At 59.7% G+C, this 20073-nt stretch carries 29 protein-coding genes; all 29 read left to right on the plus strand.

Going from position 1 to position 20073, the window contains the following annotated elements; translation table 11 throughout:
- Positions 1 to 28 precede the first annotated feature (28 nt).
- The 29 genes from AC5Y5B_RS07245 to AC5Y5B_RS07385 all read left to right on the plus strand — a co-directional run bounded on the left by AC5Y5B_RS07245 (position 29) and on the right by AC5Y5B_RS07385 (position 20060).
- Positions 29 to 307, plus strand: coding sequence for a hypothetical protein (locus AC5Y5B_RS07245; RefSeq protein ID WP_500004665.1), 279 nt, complete (start codon positions 29 to 31; stop codon positions 305 to 307).
- A gap of 1212 nt (positions 308 to 1519) precedes the next feature.
- Positions 1520 to 1870 carry a DUF7199 family protein gene (locus tag AC5Y5B_RS07250; protein ID WP_500004667.1) on the plus strand — a complete coding sequence of 117 codons (351 nt, stop codon included), beginning with the start codon at positions 1520 to 1522 and terminating at the stop codon, positions 1868 to 1870.
- Between the two features lie 910 nt (positions 1871 to 2780).
- Positions 2781 to 3278 carry a helix-turn-helix domain-containing protein gene (locus AC5Y5B_RS07255; RefSeq protein ID WP_500004669.1) on the plus strand — a complete coding sequence of 166 codons (498 nt, stop codon included), beginning with the start codon at positions 2781 to 2783 and terminating at the stop codon, positions 3276 to 3278.
- 28 nt (positions 3279 to 3306) lie between these two features.
- Entirely contained in the window at positions 3307 to 3699 is a 393-nt protein-coding gene (locus AC5Y5B_RS07260; protein WP_500004671.1) for a hypothetical protein, read from the plus strand.
- Positions 3700 to 3839: 140 nt separating this feature from the next.
- Positions 3840 to 4643: a RecB family exonuclease gene (locus AC5Y5B_RS07265; RefSeq protein WP_500004673.1), complete on the plus strand. Its 804-nt coding sequence runs from the start codon at positions 3840 to 3842 to the stop codon at positions 4641 to 4643.
- A gap of 248 nt (positions 4644 to 4891) precedes the next feature.
- Positions 4892 to 5146 (plus strand): hypothetical protein, encoded by a 255-nt coding sequence (locus AC5Y5B_RS07270; protein WP_500004675.1) that lies wholly within the window; start codon positions 4892 to 4894, stop codon positions 5144 to 5146.
- A gap of 174 nt (positions 5147 to 5320) precedes the next feature.
- Positions 5321 to 5506, plus strand: coding sequence for a hypothetical protein (locus tag AC5Y5B_RS07275; protein WP_500004677.1), 186 nt, complete (start codon positions 5321 to 5323; stop codon positions 5504 to 5506).
- A 257-nt stretch (positions 5507 to 5763) separates the two neighbouring features.
- Positions 5764 to 6192 (plus strand): hypothetical protein, encoded by a 429-nt coding sequence (locus AC5Y5B_RS07280; protein WP_500004679.1) that lies wholly within the window; start codon positions 5764 to 5766, stop codon positions 6190 to 6192.
- A 30-nt stretch (positions 6193 to 6222) separates the two neighbouring features.
- A complete protein-coding gene (locus tag AC5Y5B_RS07285) occupies positions 6223 to 6651 on the plus strand; it encodes an HNH endonuclease (RefSeq protein ID WP_500004681.1) in 429 nt (142 codons plus the stop codon).
- A gap of 64 nt (positions 6652 to 6715) precedes the next feature.
- Complete coding sequence (locus AC5Y5B_RS07290; RefSeq protein ID WP_500004684.1) at positions 6716 to 7456, plus strand: AAA family ATPase; 741 nt, start codon at positions 6716 to 6718, stop codon at positions 7454 to 7456.
- 262 nt (positions 7457 to 7718) lie between these two features.
- Positions 7719 to 7994 (plus strand): hypothetical protein, encoded by a 276-nt coding sequence (locus AC5Y5B_RS07295; RefSeq protein WP_500004686.1) that lies wholly within the window; start codon positions 7719 to 7721, stop codon positions 7992 to 7994.
- A gap of 127 nt (positions 7995 to 8121) precedes the next feature.
- Positions 8122 to 8271, plus strand: a complete 150-nt coding sequence (locus AC5Y5B_RS07300) for a hypothetical protein (RefSeq protein ID WP_500004688.1) — start codon at positions 8122 to 8124, stop codon at positions 8269 to 8271.
- Positions 8272 to 8422: 151 nt separating this feature from the next.
- Entirely contained in the window at positions 8423 to 9241 is an 819-nt protein-coding gene (locus AC5Y5B_RS07305) for an alpha/beta fold hydrolase (protein ID WP_500004690.1), read from the plus strand.
- Positions 9238 to 9477, plus strand: coding sequence for a hypothetical protein (locus AC5Y5B_RS07310; protein ID WP_500004692.1), 240 nt, complete (start codon positions 9238 to 9240; stop codon positions 9475 to 9477). The genes AC5Y5B_RS07305 and AC5Y5B_RS07310 overlap by 4 nt, the downstream gene beginning before the upstream one ends.
- The gene (locus AC5Y5B_RS07315; RefSeq protein WP_500004695.1) at positions 9474 to 9803 is read left to right on the plus strand and encodes a hypothetical protein; all 330 of its coding nucleotides are present in this window, start codon (positions 9474 to 9476) and stop codon (positions 9801 to 9803) included. The genes AC5Y5B_RS07310 and AC5Y5B_RS07315 overlap by 4 nt, the downstream gene beginning before the upstream one ends.
- A gap of 223 nt (positions 9804 to 10026) precedes the next feature.
- Positions 10027 to 10350, plus strand: coding sequence for an endonuclease VII domain-containing protein (locus AC5Y5B_RS07320; RefSeq protein ID WP_500004697.1), 324 nt, complete (start codon positions 10027 to 10029; stop codon positions 10348 to 10350).
- Between the two features lie 153 nt (positions 10351 to 10503).
- Positions 10504 to 10905, plus strand: coding sequence for a CHC2 zinc finger domain-containing protein (locus tag AC5Y5B_RS07325; RefSeq protein WP_500004701.1), 402 nt, complete (start codon positions 10504 to 10506; stop codon positions 10903 to 10905).
- Positions 10835 to 11377, plus strand: coding sequence for a toprim domain-containing protein (locus tag AC5Y5B_RS07330; protein WP_500004703.1), 543 nt, complete (start codon positions 10835 to 10837; stop codon positions 11375 to 11377). Before AC5Y5B_RS07325 ends, AC5Y5B_RS07330 begins: the two co-directional genes overlap by 71 nt.
- A gap of 21 nt (positions 11378 to 11398) precedes the next feature.
- Complete coding sequence (locus tag AC5Y5B_RS07335) at positions 11399 to 11977, plus strand: DUF6378 domain-containing protein (protein ID WP_500004705.1); 579 nt, start codon at positions 11399 to 11401, stop codon at positions 11975 to 11977.
- Between the two features lie 72 nt (positions 11978 to 12049).
- A complete protein-coding gene (locus AC5Y5B_RS07340) occupies positions 12050 to 12781 on the plus strand; it encodes a metallophosphoesterase (protein ID WP_500004706.1) in 732 nt (243 codons plus the stop codon).
- Positions 12782 to 12888: 107 nt separating this feature from the next.
- Positions 12889 to 13494: a hypothetical protein gene (locus tag AC5Y5B_RS07345; protein WP_500004708.1), complete on the plus strand. Its 606-nt coding sequence runs from the start codon at positions 12889 to 12891 to the stop codon at positions 13492 to 13494.
- A gap of 142 nt (positions 13495 to 13636) precedes the next feature.
- Positions 13637 to 13810, plus strand: a complete 174-nt coding sequence (locus AC5Y5B_RS07350; protein ID WP_500004710.1) for a hypothetical protein — start codon at positions 13637 to 13639, stop codon at positions 13808 to 13810.
- Positions 13807 to 15846 carry a ribonucleoside-triphosphate reductase, adenosylcobalamin-dependent gene (nrdJ, locus tag AC5Y5B_RS07355; protein WP_500004712.1) on the plus strand — a complete coding sequence of 680 codons (2040 nt, stop codon included), beginning with the start codon at positions 13807 to 13809 and terminating at the stop codon, positions 15844 to 15846. Before AC5Y5B_RS07350 ends, nrdJ begins: the two co-directional genes overlap by 4 nt.
- 16 nt (positions 15847 to 15862) lie before the next feature.
- Positions 15863 to 16393 (plus strand): D29-gp49 family protein, encoded by a 531-nt coding sequence (locus AC5Y5B_RS07360; protein WP_500004714.1) that lies wholly within the window; start codon positions 15863 to 15865, stop codon positions 16391 to 16393.
- A 121-nt stretch (positions 16394 to 16514) separates the two neighbouring features.
- Positions 16515 to 16949 carry a helix-turn-helix domain-containing protein gene (locus AC5Y5B_RS07365; RefSeq protein WP_500004716.1) on the plus strand — a complete coding sequence of 145 codons (435 nt, stop codon included), beginning with the start codon at positions 16515 to 16517 and terminating at the stop codon, positions 16947 to 16949.
- Positions 16949 to 17287 carry a protein GP44 gene (locus tag AC5Y5B_RS07370; protein ID WP_500004718.1) on the plus strand — a complete coding sequence of 113 codons (339 nt, stop codon included), beginning with the start codon at positions 16949 to 16951 and terminating at the stop codon, positions 17285 to 17287. Before AC5Y5B_RS07365 ends, AC5Y5B_RS07370 begins: the two co-directional genes overlap by 1 nt.
- Before the next feature lie 8 nt (positions 17288 to 17295).
- Positions 17296 to 19152, plus strand: coding sequence for a DNA polymerase (locus AC5Y5B_RS07375; RefSeq protein WP_500004720.1), 1857 nt, complete (start codon positions 17296 to 17298; stop codon positions 19150 to 19152).
- Positions 19153 to 19168: 16 nt separating this feature from the next.
- Positions 19169 to 19555: a hypothetical protein gene (locus AC5Y5B_RS07380; protein WP_500004723.1), complete on the plus strand. Its 387-nt coding sequence runs from the start codon at positions 19169 to 19171 to the stop codon at positions 19553 to 19555.
- Positions 19548 to 20060 (plus strand): endonuclease domain-containing protein, encoded by a 513-nt coding sequence (locus AC5Y5B_RS07385; RefSeq protein ID WP_500004725.1) that lies wholly within the window; start codon positions 19548 to 19550, stop codon positions 20058 to 20060. The genes AC5Y5B_RS07380 and AC5Y5B_RS07385 overlap by 8 nt, the downstream gene beginning before the upstream one ends.
- The last annotated feature ends 13 nt before the right edge of the window (positions 20061 to 20073 follow it).

The raw sequence follows: 20073 nt of genomic DNA on the forward strand, positions 1-20073 counted from the left end.
GCGTCCGCGTCAAGTGAGAGGGAAAGGCATGGTTTCAGGCAAGGTTAAGGCGATCGCTGCGGCATCGCTGATCTTCTTCGGCATGGCGGACACGGCTAAAGCTTTGGCTGATGAGCCGTTGGAAGACGAACCGGGTTGGTCATGTGTTGACGATGGCAACCGCGTCTGCGGCCCGGGCAACAGCAACGGAGTACCAGCCGGCTGCTACGACGACGGCGGCGTGCTTTTCAAGGTATGGCCTTGCGAGGCTTGGAAGCCAAGCGATGGTTACCGGCACGGCGACGGCTCAGTTACCTACACCAACTGAATAGACCGCCCCCAATGGTTGCCTGATCTTCCCCTCGGAGACTCACTGGACTCTGAGACATGACAGGTGGCGCGTCCGATTCGCGCCGGGGGCACAAACTTTGAGAAAGGCAACGTTCGATGCCATACCGACCAAGTTCCTACGACAAAGAGACCATGCGGGCTTATCAGCGTAAGTGGATCGCTGCCCGCAGGGCTGCGTACTTTGCGGACAAGCTATGTGCCCATTGCGGGTCCGCTGAAAGGCTTGAGCTGGATCACATCATCCCAGAAAGCAAGGAACACAGCGCGATTTGGAGCTGGTCTCAAGCTCGCCGAGATGCGGAGCTGAAGAAGTGCCAGGTTCTATGCCACGACTGCCACCAGAAGAAGACATCGGAGGAACGGCGGCAACGTGTCCGCCGATCAGCCTGTGCAAAGGAACGAACTCGCCGCGCCCAAGCCGCGCGAGCTCTCAAGTAACGAGACTTGACAATTCACAGAGAGGCATAGTGATGATCGAAATCATCAACCTGGAAGGCGAACTGACAGGCCCTGCGCGTATCGCGCAGAGGTTCGCCGCTGAAAGGGATCGTGTCGAGTCGTTCAACCAGCTGATGCGATCAACAGGCATGTCACATCGAACAGCGTTGTGGCGCGGTCTGCTTGGCGGTCGACGTCGCAGAGAGGTCTGACATGGACCCCGAGGACGAATACACAGCGGTGCTCGACTACTCAGGTTCACCCGCTGACTACCTAGACGAAGACATGAATGACTGGCCGATGATCCCGGCCAGTTTCCTACCGCGAAAGGCTTGACAGGTAACGGAGGCATGATGACCTTCAAGTCATGGAAGCAGGATGTGAACCTGATTATCCGGCTGATAACAGGTTTCGACGCTGACGACCTAACCGACTACCCGTATCGAGACGCCTGGGACAACGGGCGCAAGCCGGCTTCGGTTGCGTACGAAGTCCTAGCCGCTAACGGCTACCTGAACTAAGAGAGGTTTGACATGAGCAGCATGGCATATATCGACACCGAGCTGGAATTGAACTGGTGGACTACTGGCTACGGGTATCGACACGCGCACAGCGACTATCGAATCGTTTGGTGGAACAGCAACCGAGACACGGTCAGCGTCTACCGACACACAGCGGACGAGTGGTTGCCAGTCCTACACGGGGTGGATCTAGCTACCGCAGTACACCATGTAATACAAGAGGTTTGACGATGACAAAGTCATGGATAGCCTTCTGGCTGTTCATCATCGGCTTACTTGCTGTGTCGTGCAACTCACCTGACGCTAGTGCTCAACCTTTGTGTGCCCACCGCAGCGTTGAACACGCTGCCCAGCACCACGAGTCACGAGAGTCGGACTCTCGGTGGCATGAGCTCCACGGTGACCTACCGACGTGCAACCTCGATAAGAAAGACGACGTTGACGACCGGGACCACGAGAAGGACGACCCGCGTTGGTTCCCGCACCACAAGAAAGACACCGACAACAAAAGCGATGACGACCAGAGGATTCCACGAAGGGATCACCCCGGATTCCATTGCACCTGGCGGGGTTGCGGCTAAAGCCGCTGCCCCCTTTGCATTGCACTCCGTGCAACGCGCGCGGGTGTGGTTAAGAAAGGGTTGAACAGCAAACATGGACCGGAATGCAGAAGCCGCCGAGATCGAAGCGGCCATCACAGAGCTTGCCCACGAGATTGAGGTAGCGAACTTCGCCATCGAATCTCCGACTGAGCAAGCGCGAAGGCTCGTTGAGCAGGGGTGGAATCGCCGCTGTTTCACCTGCGAGAACCGTGCGTAGCGCGGCGTTATCGGCAGAGGAGAGACATGAAGAGGAAAGACATGAACGTACGTGAGCGAGCGGCCCTGTTGGTCGACCGTGCTGACGCGCTAAGGGCGCAGGCAAACACCCTTGATCGGGCCGCAGTAGGGCTACTCCGAGAGGCTGGTGAAGAGGTCCCTGCGTCGTATAGGCGGAACATCACCACCTGACGTAAGGCTTGAGCCATCGGCTCTCAGACCCAACCAACGGCGACACGGGCGTCGCCACACAACAGAAAAGAGAAAAAGAGATGAACACCTTGACACAGGACGGCTCAAGACAGGGTGTCCGAAGTCACTCACCCGAGGATCGAGACGCCCTAGCGGCTCGGCTCGGGCTGTCGAGAGAGACGCTCTCATAGGAATGAAAGCCGGGGTTTCGACCCCGGCTGGGGGCAGTTCCAACCAGTATCTTAACTACTCTGATCAGGCATTTTGAGTTTTTTCATACCAAGAGTTGGAAACCGCCCCCGGATGTCGGCGGGTGGTACAATACTCTGCCCATGCAACAATTTGCATACTCTTCCGACGGGGTCACCGGGCCTATGAACGGCCCTGGGAAAGGGGTTGGTCACCTTGACCAATAACACTTTGACAACTAACGTGAGGTGCCGCACTGAACGACACCCAATCTCCGACAGGAGACCAAAACATGGACGGCAACAACAAGCTGACGCTTGCCATCATCGAGGCCTTGAAAAGCAAGGGCCTTAACCAATCTGAGATCGCGGAGATGTACGGCGTGACCCGCCAGTATGTTTCGTGGATCAAGCACACGTACGGTGGCCGGCTCACTCCGCGTGAGCAGGTCATGGAGGAATGGCCGTTCCAGGTCCCGGTAAGGATGGGCAACACAGGCCCGTTCAAAAGGCTTCGGGACCACGGCGAGTACGTCGCAACTAACGGAATCGGGATGAGCCACGACAAGCTGTCGAGGCTTCGGGGGTGGTACAGAAAGCTTCGGGACGAGAACCTCGTCGTGGAGTTCGACCCGAACATCCCGCCGATCGAAGGCGTCAGCCCCGTAGGGGGCTGGGCCTACCGCAAGCGCAGGAAGTCTGACGGCGACCTACTCATCCGGGTGAACAAGCACACCCGTCTAACTGAAAAAGGAAGAATGATATGGCGTTTACCGCTGACCGATCCGTAAAGAGAGTGATCCAGTGCCTCTACAAGTCATGGCCCAGGCCCTCAACCTACCCGATGCAGTCACCAGACTCAACGAACCAGGATGGGCCTTCGCCCAGACCGTGAATCTGGAGACATCGCAAGGTTTGATTATGTGGCGGATACCTCTGGTGCGTGATACCGATCCGATGTACGCGCCTCTGGCGGATCTGATGGCCCGGTCTGAGGTCGAGGTCATTCTCGACGGTTCGATACCCGATCCCGGTGTAATCGGCGGGAAACTACAAGCTTTCGTTGCGCTGCTGCACCCGGAAGGCCAGCGGCAGACGCCCAGCCCGCAGCAGCACACGTTCGTAGACATCTTCAAGAACTGGGGTGATCTGGTGCTCCCCGAGCACCTCCCGGAGAAGATGGAACGTATCTGCGCGCTGCACACACACTGAGAGGTACGGAATGGACCCCAAAGACGAGGATGCTTCAGCTGTGGCGTCAGCGGTGTATGACTGGCTGCTGACTCAGGTCGATCCCGGAATGCACCACGAGGCCGAGACAGCCCGCTTCTATGCCCGGTTGGAGGCTTCAGGTGAGCGACCCGTTTGACCCTAAGCGCTCCCTCTCGGTCAGCCAGTACAACCAGTTCCGGAAATGCCCCTACTCCTGGTATCTAGCAAGGGTTAAGCGAGCCTGGCAGCGTCCTGCTGCCTGGCTTCCCCAGGGAAGCGCGGAACACACCGTGTTCGAGGCTGTAGCCCGGAGCGGGTTCACGATGCCCCTAGAGGAAGCTCAGGCCCTTTTCGGGGTGGAGTACGCCAAAGAGGTAGCCGGCTACACCGAGATCACCCCGAACTTCGAGTGGTGGTCTCGGTCCGGCCCCTACGGGGCCAAGAAGGATCTGCCACGGAGGTATCAGCTTGGGATGGAACAGATCGAGAGGTTCTACGCCTGGGTCAGCAACTCCCCAGGACATGACGTCTGGACGGCCCCCGATGGAACCCCAGGTATTGAGCTGGGGTTCGACATCGACCTGGACGGTGTTCAGGTTCGAGGTTTCATCGACGTTGTGATCCTCGCTGAGAGTGGCGATGTCGTGGTGGTCGACTACAAATCGGGCAACCAGCCTGGTGATGACTTCCAGCTTGGTGTCTACGCATTGGCTCTGGCTGAGACGTACGGGATTGAGCGTCCGACTGTAGGTGCTTACTGGATGGGTAGAGCCGGAAAGCTTACGTATCCATACGATCTCACCGACTGGACGAAGGAGAAGGTGACCGAGGCGTTCCACGAGCTTGAGGCGAACATCCAATCGGAGAACTTCGACCCGAAGCCGACAGAGGATTCTTGTCGGTTTTGTGATGTCTCGGATGCCTGCGCCTATCGTTTAGCTTAGTTCCTTGACACATCACAGGAGAGGTAAGAGATGAAGCAATTGTTTTATTGGACATTAGGACTTTGGACAGGGGTTGGCATTGGGCTTCTAGTGACACTAGTGCCATCCCCGTCCGCTCACGCGGACCCTCCGGCGTGCGTGGTCGGCAGAGACACGGTCTGGAACAACCCGGTGTGCCGGGATTGCATCGTGGCCCACTACCCAAACACGGGTCCCTGCGTCGAGCCCACCCCTCCGGGGGTGAAACCATGAGCAGGCTTCGGGCTATCCACGTCTCCGTGTGGTTCTTCGGGATTGCCCAGCTGCTGTTCGACATCACGTTCGTGTTGCTGCTGACAGCACCGCCAGCTCATGCCGAACCTGCCTACTGCTACAGCTCGGGGGAGTGGATTCCCTTCCCCGACTACAGCGGGTACTGCCTCGACGGGCAGGCCCCGTTCAACGGCCCGGGGCCGAGTTACGGCGGCGGCAACCATCGTTGGCCGGATGGCTCCGATGAGTAACCCTTACGAAGAGGGGACGCAGGAGTCGGATTGGCTCGGCTGGGACGGTGTTCAGGCTCGCATCGAGGACGCCTACTACGACGCTTTAGTGGACTTTGGGTTCGCTATGGGAGAGCTGCGATCCAGAGGCAGCGATGACTGACATATCGCTTGATTATCGGTGAGAGGGCGAACATGCGCGAGATCATCAACACAGAAGACCCGAACGGCAGCGTCATCACCATCGACACCCCAGACGGGCCATGCGGCACACCAGAGGGCGGCAAGAAGATCCGCCTCTGGTCGGCCGACTTCCACTTACTGGCGTCCTGGTGCTTCGAGTGCAAGCGGTTTCATAAGACGAGAGGATTATCCGCATGACACAGTGCGGTATTTGCAAGTGTGGTCACGCACTGAGTCGACACGAGTTCTACACCCAGACGCTTCACGGCTGCAAGGACTGCCCCGACTCTCGGTCCTGCACGTACTTCCGGCCAGCAATCAATGAGACTTGACGTAAGGCCATCTTATCGGCGAAAGGGGAACAGCCCGTGGGTTTTCTGCGCCTTGTGGCGCTCTTTCTGCGTGACCGCTACTTGACACGTAACGGGGGCGACAGCCCCCTCCAGGAGACAACAATGACAGACCTCAACAGCCCGGAGGAACGGGCAATACTGGAAGACCTCAGCATCGGTACCCACGGCAAACCGGCTACCCACGAGACCGCTGCGCTGCTGCGGATGTACCGCACCGGCTGGACCGGGTCGCAGATCTCCGAGGTGCTCCAGCTCAGCCAGCCCCGGGTGGTCAGCCAGCTCCGCACGGCGCTGACCCAAGAAGGCGAAGCAGCCCGCGCCGGCCGGGAGCTCGTCGGTGCTTCCGCCGCACCGTCGCAGATGGTCCGGGCACGGCAGATCGTGGTGGGAGACGAGCTGGTAGCCGAAGGCGGTGCTGTCGTCAGCATCCGCCGTATGCTCACCGACTTTGTGTTCGTCCTAGACGGAGGGCGGGAGGTTAGGCACACCGCGCTGGACGAGGTGCTCATCCGCCGCGCCAAGGTTTTCTGAGCTCGACTTGACAACTAACGAGAGGAACCCATGACGCCTGAGGACAGCCCCTGTGAGCTATGGACCCGGGGGCATAACGGAAATGGCTATGGCGCCATCGTAATTGGAGGGAAAACACTTGGCGCACACGTCATCTCCTACCAACTACACGTTGGGCCTATACCGAAGGGGTGGCTGGTTGACCACATATGCAGGGTGCCCGCCTGCATCAACCCCAAGCATCTGAGAGCAGTAACCAACAAGCAAAACCAAGAGCATCGAACCCCAGAGGGAGGGTTGGGGCGATCCGGCGTCAGGGGAGTCACCTGGGTAGGCAAACGAAAGCGCTGGCGCGCACAGGTGAGGCATAACGGCAAGCTACACACCTTCAAGGATTACGAGACCATAGAGGAGGCTGCGGAGGTTGTGAGACAGAAGCGTTTGGAGTTGTACTCCCACAACGATTTAGACAGGGAGTGAAACTATTTACACCGTCTTACAGAGCCTCGAAATCAAAGGCAGCGCGGGAGATCCGTTGCCCCAGGTGTGGAAGTCCCTGCCCACCAGGTTCCTGCGCGGTCAGCTCGGGCTGATCTGTGCTGCACCCGGTATCGGCAAGTCGGGGTTCATCCTGACCTACGTCGTCAAATCCCGGGTACCGACGTTCTACTTCAGCGCGGACTCGAATCCGTTCACCCAACTCTCCCGGATGGTGTCCATCCACACCGGGATTCCGATGGAAGCGTCGAAGAAGCAAGTCCGTTCACGAGACCTCGGGGATGCCGGCGTAGAGCTCAACGGGATACCGGTGAGGTTCGGCTACGACGCCTCACCCTCGCTCGACCAGATCGAGACGTCGCTAGAGGCGTACGACGAGGTCTACGGAGACTTCCCGTCGATGGTGGTGATCGACAACATCACCAACGTCCGAGGCATCAGCGGGGACGAGGACGACCCATTCTCAGGCCTTGAGGCGATGATGGACTACCTCCACGACATGGCCCGAAAGACAAACGCTTTCGTCGTCGGGCTGCACCACGTCCAAGGGAAGTACAACGACGGGAACATCCCGATCCCGCTCGGCGGGGTGAAGGGTCAGATCACCCGAGTCCCGGAGCTGGTGCTGACGCTGCACCGCGTCCAATCCGAGTTCGGCCCGGACAGGCTGAACGTCTCCACGGTGAAAGACAGAGACGGCAACGGAGACCCGTCTGGTCTGTCGTTCGCCCCTCTGGAGTTCATCGGGGAGAGCATGACTATCAAAGATTTTCAGACACATTCGTAACGGCACAAGAAAGGAAGGTCGTATGCAACAACCGATTGAACTAAACGAGGCTGAACGTAGCGTGGCGCTTGAAGCGTTGATGTCGGCCCGATACGACGATAGTGACCCAATCAGCACGTTGGCCCGCATCTTCGATGCAGTCAACCGGGTTAGAACTGCGACGCCAAAGCACGTCTGCACGCAAATGTACTGCTGCGACGGCGGCTGACGTAAGGCCTCTACTCGGGCATCGAACTTGACAACTAACGAAAAGGGAAAGAACATGGCCATCACCCCAAACAACGCGACCATCGAAGAAGGTCGCTCTGCGTCGGCAGCTCCGCTGCCAAGCGCCATGCCCCGCAAGGCGAATGTGATTCACCAGCAGATCCTCTCGGGTCTCCTGGCCAACAAGACCACCACCCGCACCGAGCTTCGAGAGCGACGGGACAAGAAGGGTGTGTGGACCCTGCAGGAAGTTCCGGTGTCCGTCCCGACTCTGGCCGGGAACGTCTCCGACGAGAACGTCGACCTGATGGCACGGCGATGGATCAAGTGAACAAACACCACTGGGGGACCAGAGCTAACGGCGACTACGTGGTGTTCTTGTCCGAGGCTGCATGTCCGGGGGAGTTCGTTCGCTGCTGGGCACTTTCCAATGTGTATCAACCGCATGAGGTCATCCGATGAAGTACGCAGTCCGCTACCCGCGCAGCGGGATTCACCTGTGTCCCTTCGGCAAGAAGCAGGCCGAGACTATCTGGCTGCTGGCGCTACGCAACGGCGTAGACGCCAAGATCGCTACCTCACTAGACGGAAAGGTCTGGGTGTTCTGATGAGAGCTGATGGCAAGCACCCGAAGGAATTAGTCCTCGCGTGGATGCGCGGGGAGATAGACCACGTCGTGTTCTTCTCGTTCCGGCGTGAGGCTTTCGTCCGGTACAGCTCCGACTGCCGGGGAGCTGACAGCCCAGGAGGGACAATCCTATGAAGCAATACACCATCCTGACGGCTGACGGCTTCCGAGTAGCCGTCACCGAGGGCGGGTCTGGTATCCCCCTTGTATTTTTGCACGGGCTCTCGGTCAGCGCAGCAGCCTACACCGAGATGCTGGAGCTGCTAGCCGACAACGGCTTTCACGTCTTCGCCTTCGACTGCCCGGACCACGGTGGCAGCGACTCGCTGCCGTGGGGCCACACCGTCAAGGACATGGCTGAGGTTATCTTCCAAGCAGCGTGGACCATTCCCGGTCTTGAGTATCGACAGCCTGTTCTGGTTGGCCACTCCATGGGCGGGTGGGTTGCCGCCGAGTACGCAGCCATGCATCCGGGGTGGGTGCGTGCCTTGATCCTGCTCGATGCAGCGGTAGGCCGGGAGTTCCACGAGTCTGTAAGGCTCCGTAGCGGGGCTCAGTTCCTCGCTGGCGGGGTTAGGGACATCCTCGGGGATGCCCGTAAGGCCGGCTCGATTAGGACGCTCTGGGAGCGTCTCAGCCTCATTTCCCGCTTGACATCTTCCGTATCCGGCCCCGGCATCTTGAGGGCTATCAACGCGGTGATGCACGGGAGCTCCGAGGACGCTCTGCGAGCTCTGAGAGGACACGTCCGAACCGTAGTGGTCCACGGGTCACTGGATGGCATTGTGCCGAGGGATGCCGCATGGAGCGCCGCCAAGGTGGCGGGGGCCAGGCTGAGGCTACTCGGTGGTCGCTTCCATTCTTGGATGATCTCCGACCCGGAGCTGGCTCTCAGCGTCATCAATGACGCCTTGGACTTGACAGATAACGATGAAGGAGATGCAGCATGAGCGAGCACGAAGAGGTGACCGAGTTCCTGATGGCAGCGAACCCGAACCGCTGGCCAAGCACCGCTGATGAGCTGCGTGCAGTCGAATCGGTTCTGGCGGAGGTGTACGAGCCGGAGGGTGTTCGTATCTGGCTTCAGGCCAAGCAGGTCCGATTCGGTGGCCGAACTGCGCTGGAGATGATTGGTGCAGGGCATGGCGACCAAGTGCTGGCCGCAGCCAAGGCAGTTGCAGCATGAGCGATCTTCGCGCACGCCTCGCAGAGGCACTACAGGCTACGGGCATCAAAATCCCGCAGAGTAATCGTCTCGCTGACATGTTGTTGTCGTTGCCCGGTATCGCCATCGTGGAACTACCGGAGCCGAGCTACACCGATGAGCCCGAATTAGATCTTAAAGGCTACGGATTCAATGGAGGCCCATCCGATTCCGACATCGCAGGAGAGCGTGGCGTATACGCGCACGATGGTCTCGTCTATGACCAATGGGACGGATTGACACCTGCCCAAGCTCGAACGGTCGCCTCATGGTGGCTGGCCGCAGCCAACAAAGCCGAGGACCGATGACCGCCGACGCCTACGCCGTGCTCGGCCTCGTGATGTTCATCTTCGTCTGTTTCGGGTTCGCATGGCTGGACAAGTAGCCTGCATCGACTGCCGCAAGGAGGGGATCACCACCCCCCGCAAGCCGGTAGTCCGCAACGGAAAGCCGGTGCCCGGTAGTCGGTGTGCCACCCACCACCGGGCTAAGAGGACTGCTACGCGGGACACCGCGTGGGAACGCCGTCTGATGGCTCTGTACGGCCTGCTGCCGGAGGAATACGAGCGGATCAAGGCTTACCAAGGTGGCAAGTGTGCTCTCTGCCAGAGAGCTACTGGAGCCGTCCGCAGGCTGGCCGTAGACCACGACCACTCATCCGGGGTGATCCGGGGTTGTCTGTGCAAGCGGGACAACGTCCTGCTGGGTCACGCTCGGGATCAGATCGAGTTCTTCGAGAGGTGCATCGAGTACCTGAAGAACCCGCCAGCAGTTCAGGTTCTCGGAGAGCGGATCGCTCCTATCGAGGCCGGAAACTTGACAACTAACGAGGATGAAGATGCACCTCCCGTTTGAGCTTGAGTCGGAGGAGTACTGGCAGGACGTTGAGTGGGTCCTGCATGACCCCTACTGCAGGGCAAGTGCCTACACGCGACCGATGCTAGAGGAGATGGAAGTCCCCGCGTACGAGGCGTGCGAGTACGAGATCGAGCGGTACGGAGACTGCGTATGCACGACGGCCTTCTGATCGTCAGGGCAATCAAAAGCATCTACCCCGGGTGGGAGCCACCGAGGGATACCGGTAGGGACTGGGTCAAATGTCTGTGCCCGTTTCACGGGGATGGGATTGCCAGCGCCGGCATCTCGTTTCGGTACAACGCCTTCCGGTGCCTGGCTTGTTCGGTGTCTGGTAGCGCAAGGAGGATTCTGAAGGAGCATAAGGGTTTAACTGATGCAGAGATTGACAGATTCGCAGAGGAAGTTTCTGAGGGCAGCGACGGAGCGGTACCACGCGAGCTTGGTCGGAAGCCGGGGCGAAGAGTATTTGCGGACGAGGGGGTTGTTCCCCACCAACGACAAGGTCGTTCCGTTTCGACTGGGATACGTGGAAGATCCACTCCCTGGACATGAGCTCTACCGGGGGATGATGGCCATCCCCTACATACGCTGGTCCCAGCCCCTGGGCTGGTCTGTCGTGAAGATCCGCTTCCGCAAGCTCCACATGCGGGAGGACGAAGGGGGTAAGTACCTCGACGTCGCCGGCTTCAAACCCCGGCTGTACAACACGCTGGCGCTCCTGGGGGACAGCTCGAAGATCGCCATCACCGAAGGCGAGATCGACGCTGTCACAGCGACTCTCTGCGGTATCCCCACGGTAGGGGTGCCCGGAGCACAAGCGTGGAAACCCCACTTCCGAGAACCCTTCCTGGGTTATCGGGATGTGTACATCCTCGCTGACGGGGACGAGGCGGGGTTGAACTTCGCCAACACAGTGGCAGCTTCGCTGTTCAACGCCAAGGTGATTCCGATGCCACCAGGTTCTGATGTCAACGATCTGGTGGTTTCACAGGGCAAGCAGGCTCTTTTGAGCCGTTTAACTTGACAACTAACGAAAGAGAGACAAATGGAGTCGATTCTCGAAGAGGCTCAACGGATTATCCACGGGCAGCGGAACAAGGACTACGGCCACCCGAGGGAGAACATCGGGCACACCGCTGCGCTGTGGTCGGCGTACCTCGGCGTGGAGGTCACGCCGCTGGACGTGTGCCACATGATGCAGCAGCTCAAGCAGTCTCGGATGAAAACCACCGGTTATCACCGTGACTCGAACGTCGACATCGGCGGCTACGCCGGGGTGGCCGAGAGGATCTACGAGGAGCCTGTCCAGGCCGTGGGTGGGACGTTCACCATCACCGGCCCCCCGGGAACGGTGGGGCCGTTCCCACACGACATCGACCGGGGAGAACTGGACGAGCACATCAAGGGGTTCCGAGACCTGCAGAAGCAGATCCCCCGGGTATGGGGGTCGCTGGCTGATGTCCCCCACGACGTCCGCGTCGTGGACGAAGAGGGTGACGTGTGGGTCTACTACGACGGCCCCCGGGGCGTCGGCTGGGGCTTCCTGGGGAAGCCGGCGTACTACACCTCCAGCCTCTCGGAGTACGACTACGTCGCTCCCTTCACCGAGATCCTCGGCGAATGAACGCACTTCAGGCCCGCCGCTTGAAGAAAGGTACACATGAGTAAGCGTCTGTTTATAGTTCCCGATTGCCAGATGCCGTTCGATGACAGGAGAGCACTCAAGGCCGTCATCCAGGCGATCGGAGATATGCAGCCTGACGAGGTCATCCACATAGGTGATCTGGCTGACTTCCCTCAGCCATCTAGGTGGAGCAAGGGCACCGCAGCAGAGTTCGAGGGCTCGGTCTTCGAGGACTCGGAACAGATCAAACGCCGGTTCCTGGGGCCTCTCAGGGCCGTTTACGACGGGCCTGTCGGTATCCACGAGGGCAACCACGACCTACGCCCCCGGGAGTACCTAGCCAAGTACGCTCCCGCCCTTGCGGAGTCAGGCGCTTTCAACATGGAAACGCTTCTCGATTTCGACGGTTTCGGTGTGGAGCTGCTGCCGGCGTTCAACAAGATCGCCACCGGGTGGATCACCACCCACGGGCATCTCGGTCAGATCTCGCTGTCGAGGATCGCGGGTAACACCGCGCTGAACGCGGCTAAGAAGTTCAACGCCTCGGTGGTGATGGGACACACCCATCGCCAGGGGATCGGTTCTCAGACCTACGGATTCGGCGGGAACGTCAACCAACAGGTCACCGGAGTCGAGGTTGGGCATCTGATGGATCAGACGCGAGCAGCGTATCTCAAGGGCGGGACTGGAAACTGGCAGCTCGGGTTCGCTGTGCTGACCATCGACGGGCAGCACGTCCACCCGGAGTTAGTTCCGATTCACCGAGGCAGGTTCACGGTAGACGGCCACGTTTGGGAGGTCTGACTCGATGAACAGAGTTCAGTCGCTAGCGCCGCAGACTTTCGTCTGCTAGCGACTTGACAGATAACGGGACGGGGCTGAAAGGCCCCTCCCCTACACGAGAGGGATACGTGGAGGAACTTGTAAGGCCGATCAAGAGAGCAGCCAAATCTGTTGCCTTCCAATGGCCGGGAGTCATCGAAGCCGATGACGTAGAGCAAGGGATCTATGTGCGGCTGCTGGAAACCCCAGGCTCCGTGGAGAAGATCCTCGACATGGACCGCGAGGCACAGTATCGGGCGATCGTCGGGGTAGGCCATCAGATCGCGTCTAAAGAGCGCAACGACTACGCCTACTACTCGGGCAACTACAAGTACTCGCTGGCCGATGTCAAGCAGATTCTGAGGGACAAGATCCTGACGTCCGACGAGTTTCACTGGAACGAAGCGGTATCGGACATCACAGAGTCCATCGGGTCGTTGAAGCCGGATTACCAATCTGTCATCGCCGAGCGCTACATCGACGGTGTGACAAGCGAGGGTGCCCGGCAGGTGATGTTGACCCGCGCCATCGAGTCGCTTACCGACGCGATGAACGCCAACGCCAGGCGCAAGTACGCCGAGCAGGACGCGCAGATGCGGAAGGTCATCCCCAACGCACAAGCCCGCGCCATCACCGACAACGACTACGAGGGATGGGAAGGGTCTGAATACAACCACCAAGGAGGTTGGCGATGAAAGAAAACTTCGGGAACGGGTGGGTCGACAGAGGCCCACGGTCTGCCGTCCCGGTGTGGGACGACAACATGCGGGCCATCAAGAAGCAGGAGAAGTTCTACGCAAACTCCTTGGAGGACGACTACTCCGAAGAGTCTATGCCGTGATTCAGAACATCTTCGATGCGAAATTCAACGGGATGGGCCGGTCTGAGATGTACCGGCATCAGATCACCCCTGATCTGTTCCCCTATGAAAAAAAGATGCTGATCGAGAACTGGTCAGCGGAGGACCGAGAAGCCTACTGCGGAGGCGAATACACGAGAGGATATGCGTGACAACGGATGAGATCAACTGGGGACCAACAGGACAGCTCGTCTACGAGCGAACCTACTCAAGGACCAAGCCAGACGGCTCCAAAGAGTCCTGGCCGGACACCGTGGAGCGAGTTGTTGAAGGGAATCTCGGACTTGTCGATAACCGTTACCACCTGGATGGAGAGCAGGAACAGCTAATCCGTCTGATGACGGAGTTCAAGATCATCCCGGCTGGACGGCATCTGTGGGCTTCGGGTGTGAAAGGTGCTCAGCACCTGTTCAACTGCTGGGTCTCAGGGTGGACCGACCAGGTGTCGGAGCACTTCGAGTTCACGTTCATGCGCCTGATGGAAGGCGGCGGTGTTGGGGCTAACTACTCCAACAGCTTCCTGGCTGACTACCCGATCGTCCCGCAGGACCTTCTGGTCGACATCGTCTGCGACCCAGAGCATCCCGACTACGCGGCCTTAGAAGAGGCTGGGGTCCTGTCCAACCAGTACCACTCGGATTGGGTGGGCTCCTACCAGATTGAGGACTCCCGTGAAGGATGGGCCGCTGCCCTCACCGACCTCATCGACACCCACTACCGGGACGAGGTCAAGAACTTTCACCGTGTATACGACGTGTCTCGTGTGCGGGCGGCGGGAAGTCGTCTCCGCACCTTCGGTGGAACAGCGTCCGGGCCTTTACCACTGGCCAAGATGCTGCGGGACGTTAACGGTGTCCTTTCCTCTCTAGCCTACGAGGGGAAGCGCCTAACCGGGCTGGACGCGATGGAGATCGACCACGCCATCGCGCAGTGTGTGGTGGCTGGTGGTGTTCGCCGGTCTGCTCGCATGGCCCTGATGCACTGGCAAGACCATCAGATCTACGACTTCCTGCGGATCAAGCGGGACAGCGGTTGTCACTGGACAACTAACATCTCGGTCGAAGTCGACAGCCAGTTCTGGTCTCTGGTCCGGGGGCCACACCACGGGACCGGCGACGCCCCGGAGATCCTGAAGCGGATCACCGAGGGCATGGTGAACAACGGGGAGCCGGGGTTCTGGGACTCGTCGCTGTCGAACGTCGGTGAGCCGAACGAGGTTATCTGCACTAATCCCTGTGGAGAGATCACGCTCGAAGCGTGGGAGCCGTGCAACCTCGGGCACATCAACCTGGCGGCGTTCGTCCGGGATAACGGGAAGGTCGACATGCTCGACCTGCTCCGGGCTCATAAGTTGATGACCCGGTTCCTGATCCGGGCCACGTTCTCCGACGTGGCAGACGAGAAGTCCCGAGAGGTGCTGGACCGTAACCGACGAATCGGCGTGGGCCACACCGGGGTTGCCTCGTTCCTGGCGATGACCGGCCGGAAGTACTCCGAGACACCTGCTGACAGGTCGTTCACCGCGTACCTGCGGGAGATGGCCTCCGTGGTTGACGAAGCGGCGGCAGACTACTGCCACCAGCTCCGAATCCCGGTGCCGGTCAAGAAGAGAACGGTAGCCCCCACCGGAACCATCTCGAAGATGCCGGGTGTCTCCGAGGGTATCCACCCGATCTTCTCGAAGTACTTCAACCGGAGGATCAGGTTCTCCAAGCACGACTCTGATCAGCTCCTGACTGCGGTGGAGTACGCACGGAAGGGCTTCCAGGTCGAGGACGACCTGTACGCCTCTATGACGTCCGTGGTGACCATTCCTACCAAGGACAGTCTTTTGGAGGCTGTAGAGGCGATCTGGGGCCGGGAACAGGCAGAGGAGATTGTCGAGTCTGCTGACGACTTGACACTGAACCAGATGCTCGCCTTCCAGGCGATGTACCAGATGTGCTGGGCTGACAACGCCGTCAGCTTCACAGCCAACGTCGAGCAGGGTGTCGACCCTGCGTTGGTGGCGGAGCAGATCACCAAGTTCGGTGGACTCCTCAAGGGAGCCACCATCTTTCCGGAGTCCTCGATGCCGCAGTCTCCGTACGAACGAATCACCAAGGCTGAGTACGAAGCAGCCACCGCTAAAGCCGTCGCAGACGGTGTTTCAGAAGAATGCTCGGGCAACTCGTGCCCGATCAGGTAACAAGAGAGGTAACTACATGACAGAGTTCGACCCCTTCGCCGACGCCCCCGAGGACGAGGCTCAGTCGGAGCCGACCCAGGAGCCCGTAGAGGCCCCTGCACCGGCCAAGAAGGCTCCCGCCAAGAAGTCCATCGGGGCTGTCTCGGTGGACGTCAAGCCCAACCTGCTTCCGCTGGACGAAGGCAAGGTTGTCCTGACGTTCAAGGGTGGTACTGGGTTTGACGCTCCGTGGATCGTCATCCACGCGAAGGACCTGCAGGACGCTCACGAGCAGATCTCCGGCGAGAACGCCACCCTGCTCGCTGCGGTCATGGAGCAGTCCCAGAAGGCTGGACAGCACTTCGCCAAGCTCGGTGGTGGGAAGCCCTCGCAGGGTGCTCCTGCTCGCCAGGCTGCGCCTGCGCCGGCTCAGCAGCCGCCTGCCGGCTCGCCTCCGTGCCCCGGTGATGGCTGGGTCTACAAGTCCGGTGTCGGCAAGAGCAACGGGAAGCCGTGGCAGGGCTGGATGCCCCCGCGTGGCTCGGACGAGAAGCCCGTCTTCTTCTGAGCGGTGCTAGGAAACCAGAGGTTTCCGGCGCGAAAGCGCAGCAGCTTCGCTGCAAGCGCGACTTGACACGTAACGGGATGGGGGCGAAGGCCCCCTCCCACCAAACTTCTGAGAGGAAACCATGAAGCTGATTGACAAGTCGGTGGATCGACTGATGGCCGAGCTGTTCCGGTTCTGGCTGTGGCTGGGTATGGAGGTCCTTGGCGTCCTCCGAATCCCAGACAAAGACCGACCGGAGACGCAGGAGACGCTAGCCAAGCTGGTCGCTGAGAACGACGAGCTGAAGGCACAGCTTGCGTCTCAGATGGCATCGGAGCTGCGCGAGGCAGCTCAGTTCGGGGAGCTCGTTGCAGAGCGGGTCAACGCTGGCCTGTCTCGCACAGGCCCCAACCGCCCGAACAACAACCGGAAGCTGACTGAGCGCGAGGTGCGAGAGATCCGCGAGCACAGCCGGATGGGTTGGAAGAACGCTGATCTGGCTCGTGCCTTCGACGTCAACCCCGCAACGATCTCCCGAATCATCCGGGGTCAATACCACAAGAAGAAAGGTCTCTGATGGCTGACAGGATTCAAGTAATTATCGCCGTTCCTCGGGACGAAGCACTCCCCGTGGATGTCCAGGGTGTCGGATTGCGCCGACGCGCAATCGAACTCATGCAGGAGATCGCCACGGTGGACGAAAGCACCGTGCGGTACAGCGCGGCGAGTGACGACGCGACAGTCAACTTAGGCGGTGACATCGGGCTCCTCTCTACGTGGCAACACAACCTGCTGGCGGCGCGCTTCAGAGCTGACGGCACCGCCCAGCCCGGGGTCTGTGGCCCCGTGACCCACCGGGACACGGTGATGCGCGTCTATTCAGCGGCAAGCGTCGTACGCAACGAATTCGACTAAGGGGCAGCATGAAGGTACACGAGCATGTGGTGGCTGGTGAACTGGTTCAGATCAACGTCGTTGAGACGGAAGAGGATCTGGAACCCTTCCGCGACTTCATCCGTGGCCACCTTCGGTTCCTCGGTCTGGACTCGGAGACCACCGGACTGGACATCTACGACGACAAGTTCCGTTGCCGTCTAGTCCAGTTCGGTACTCCGACAGAAGCCTGGGTAGTGCCGGTCGAGAAGGGTCCCCGGTTCGCTGAGGACGTTCGGCTGGCGCTTAAAGGGGTCCAGGGCTTTGTGTTGCACAACGCCTCGTACGACCTTCAGGTCTTCGAGAGGACGCTGGGCGTCCCGATGGAACAGATGTGGCCGAAGGTCACGGACACCCGCATCCTGGCGCATCTGATCGACCCCAGGGGTAAGGACGAAGGCGGGTACGGACACTCGCTGGAGGAGCTGACCCGCGTCTACATCGACGCGGAGGTAGCGGACAACGTCAAGACTCTGATGGCAGATCTTTCCAAGGAGCACAAGACAACTAAGGCGAACGTATGGAAGAAAGTCCCGCTGAACGACCCGCACTACGAGCTCTACGCCGGGATGGACCCGATCCTGGCGGCGAGGCTGTCGCAGAAACTGACCCCGCTCGTGCCGAGCGTCTCGCAGAAGCTTATTCCCTACGAGCACAAGCTCGCTGAGGTCTGCTCCTACATGGAGCGGACTGGGTTCCTGTTGGACGTGGAGTACACCGAGAAGCTCTCGGACAGGCTGAAGTACGAAGAGAGCCTGAACAAGGAGATAGCCGACAAGTTCGGCTGTGAGAACGTCAATTCGACGGAGATGGTAGCCGACGTGCTCGAATCACTCGGCGTGAAGATCGTCGGTCGGACTCCTTCCGGTAGGCGGAAGGTGGACGACGACCTGCTATCTAAATTTGCCAGCTCCGACGACCTGGCGCACGACTACGACGAGGGTCTAGCGGAGTTTTGCAGGGCTGTCATCGAGGGGAAGAAGGCTGGGAAGTGGAGGAAAACATGGGTGGACACGTTCCTCAAGGAGAGGGACGCGCAGAACAGGTGCCACGCTTCTATCAACCCGCTTCGCGCGCGGACTGCCCGCATGTCCATTACCGGTATTCCAGCTCAGACCCTGCCAGCGGGCGACTGGATGATCCGCCGGTGTTTTGTGGCAGACCCGGGGCATGTAATCGCCAGTGTCGACTACCAAGCCCAGGAACTAAGGGTACTTGCAGCCCTATCTGGGGACTTGACGATGATCCGGGCGTTCGAGAACGATGCTGATCTTCATCAACTGACAGCGGATGCTGCCGGCGTCGACCGTAATGTCGGCAAGAGGGCGAACTTCCTGAAGGTCTACGGTGGCGGGGCAGCGAAGCTGGCCACCTCTGCCGGGATCACCTTCCCCGCAGCGAAAGCCGTTATCGACGGCTTCGATCGGACCTACCCGGGTGTGCAGAAGCTCAGCGCCAAGCTGCAGCGGGAAGCTACCCAGACCGGGTACATCGTCACCCCGATGGGCCGGCGTCTGCCGGTGGACGAGGACAGGGCGTACAGCGCTCTTAACTACCTTATCCAGTCCACGTCTCGGGACGTGACCTGCAAGGCGCTGGTTCGGCTGCACGAGGCGGGATTCACTCCGTACCTTCGTCTTCCCATCCATGACGAGGTCTTGGTGAGCATTCCCGAAGGGAAAGCGAACTGGGGTGCTCAGCGCATCGCGGAGCTGATGGCAGAGGACATGGGACCGGTTCACATCGGAACCGACCCCGAGGTCGGAGGGCGGTCCTGGGGATCGCTGTATCTGAAAAAGGAGGACCGTGCCGGTTGCACGGACCCTTACCTGCTGAAGCCAGCTTGACAACTAACGAAGGAGTATGACCATCGACGACATCGACTTCTTCTCCACCCTCTACCAAGGGTGGAGCAAGACAACAGGAGCCAAGGACACCTACTGGATGCCGGAAGAGGACCACTGCGAGGACGTGGACGGCACGGACCTGAACCTCTTCAGCATCGTGGCAGTCGACCAGGGGGAGAATAAGACGTACATCGCACAGTACGTCCGGGAAGATGACGCTGCGTGGATCACCGCGCTGCACGGGTGCTTCGCCGACTTAACCCGCAGGCTTCACCAGGCGGTAGATGAAGCTGAGCGCTTCGACATCGAGAAGGACCGGGTCATCTCGGAGCTGGCACTTGCTGAGATCGAAAACAACGATCTGCGAGAGCAACTCGAAGGGTATCGGCAGCGGTATGGCTGAGGAGGCGTCCTACGCCGTCTCGATCCCTCTTGGAACTGATTTGGAGTGCGAGGTCTGCGGGTCACCCTTCGTGAAGGCGGCTACCACCCAGAAGTTCTGCCCTGACGAAGAGTGCAAGAGGGAGCGAGCCAGGAGAAGGTGGCAGAGGTGGAAGGATAAGGACGGGTCACAGGAGCGGGTAAATGAATACCAACGCCGGTACCGGAAGGCGACACACTACGGTCGCAAGTGGGAAGTTAAGAATCGGTACGGGCTTGAGTGGGATGAGTATCTAGCCTTGCTCGATCGCTACAACCACAGCTGCGCGATATGCGGCGAGTCCGACGATATCTGCGTAGACCACTGCCACAGGACGGGGAAGGTCCGTGGCATCCTGTGCCGCAAGCACAACGCAGCGATCGGGGCACTAGGCGACACAGTAGATTCTGTGTTGAGGGCTTACGAGTATCTGCTGGGCTCGTCGCCGCAGCCGGCGTCGCAGAAGTCATCTGGCCAGAAAAGCTGAGGTACACCTGATG

This window comes from Mycobacterium sp. NGS33, from assembly GCF_059812885.1.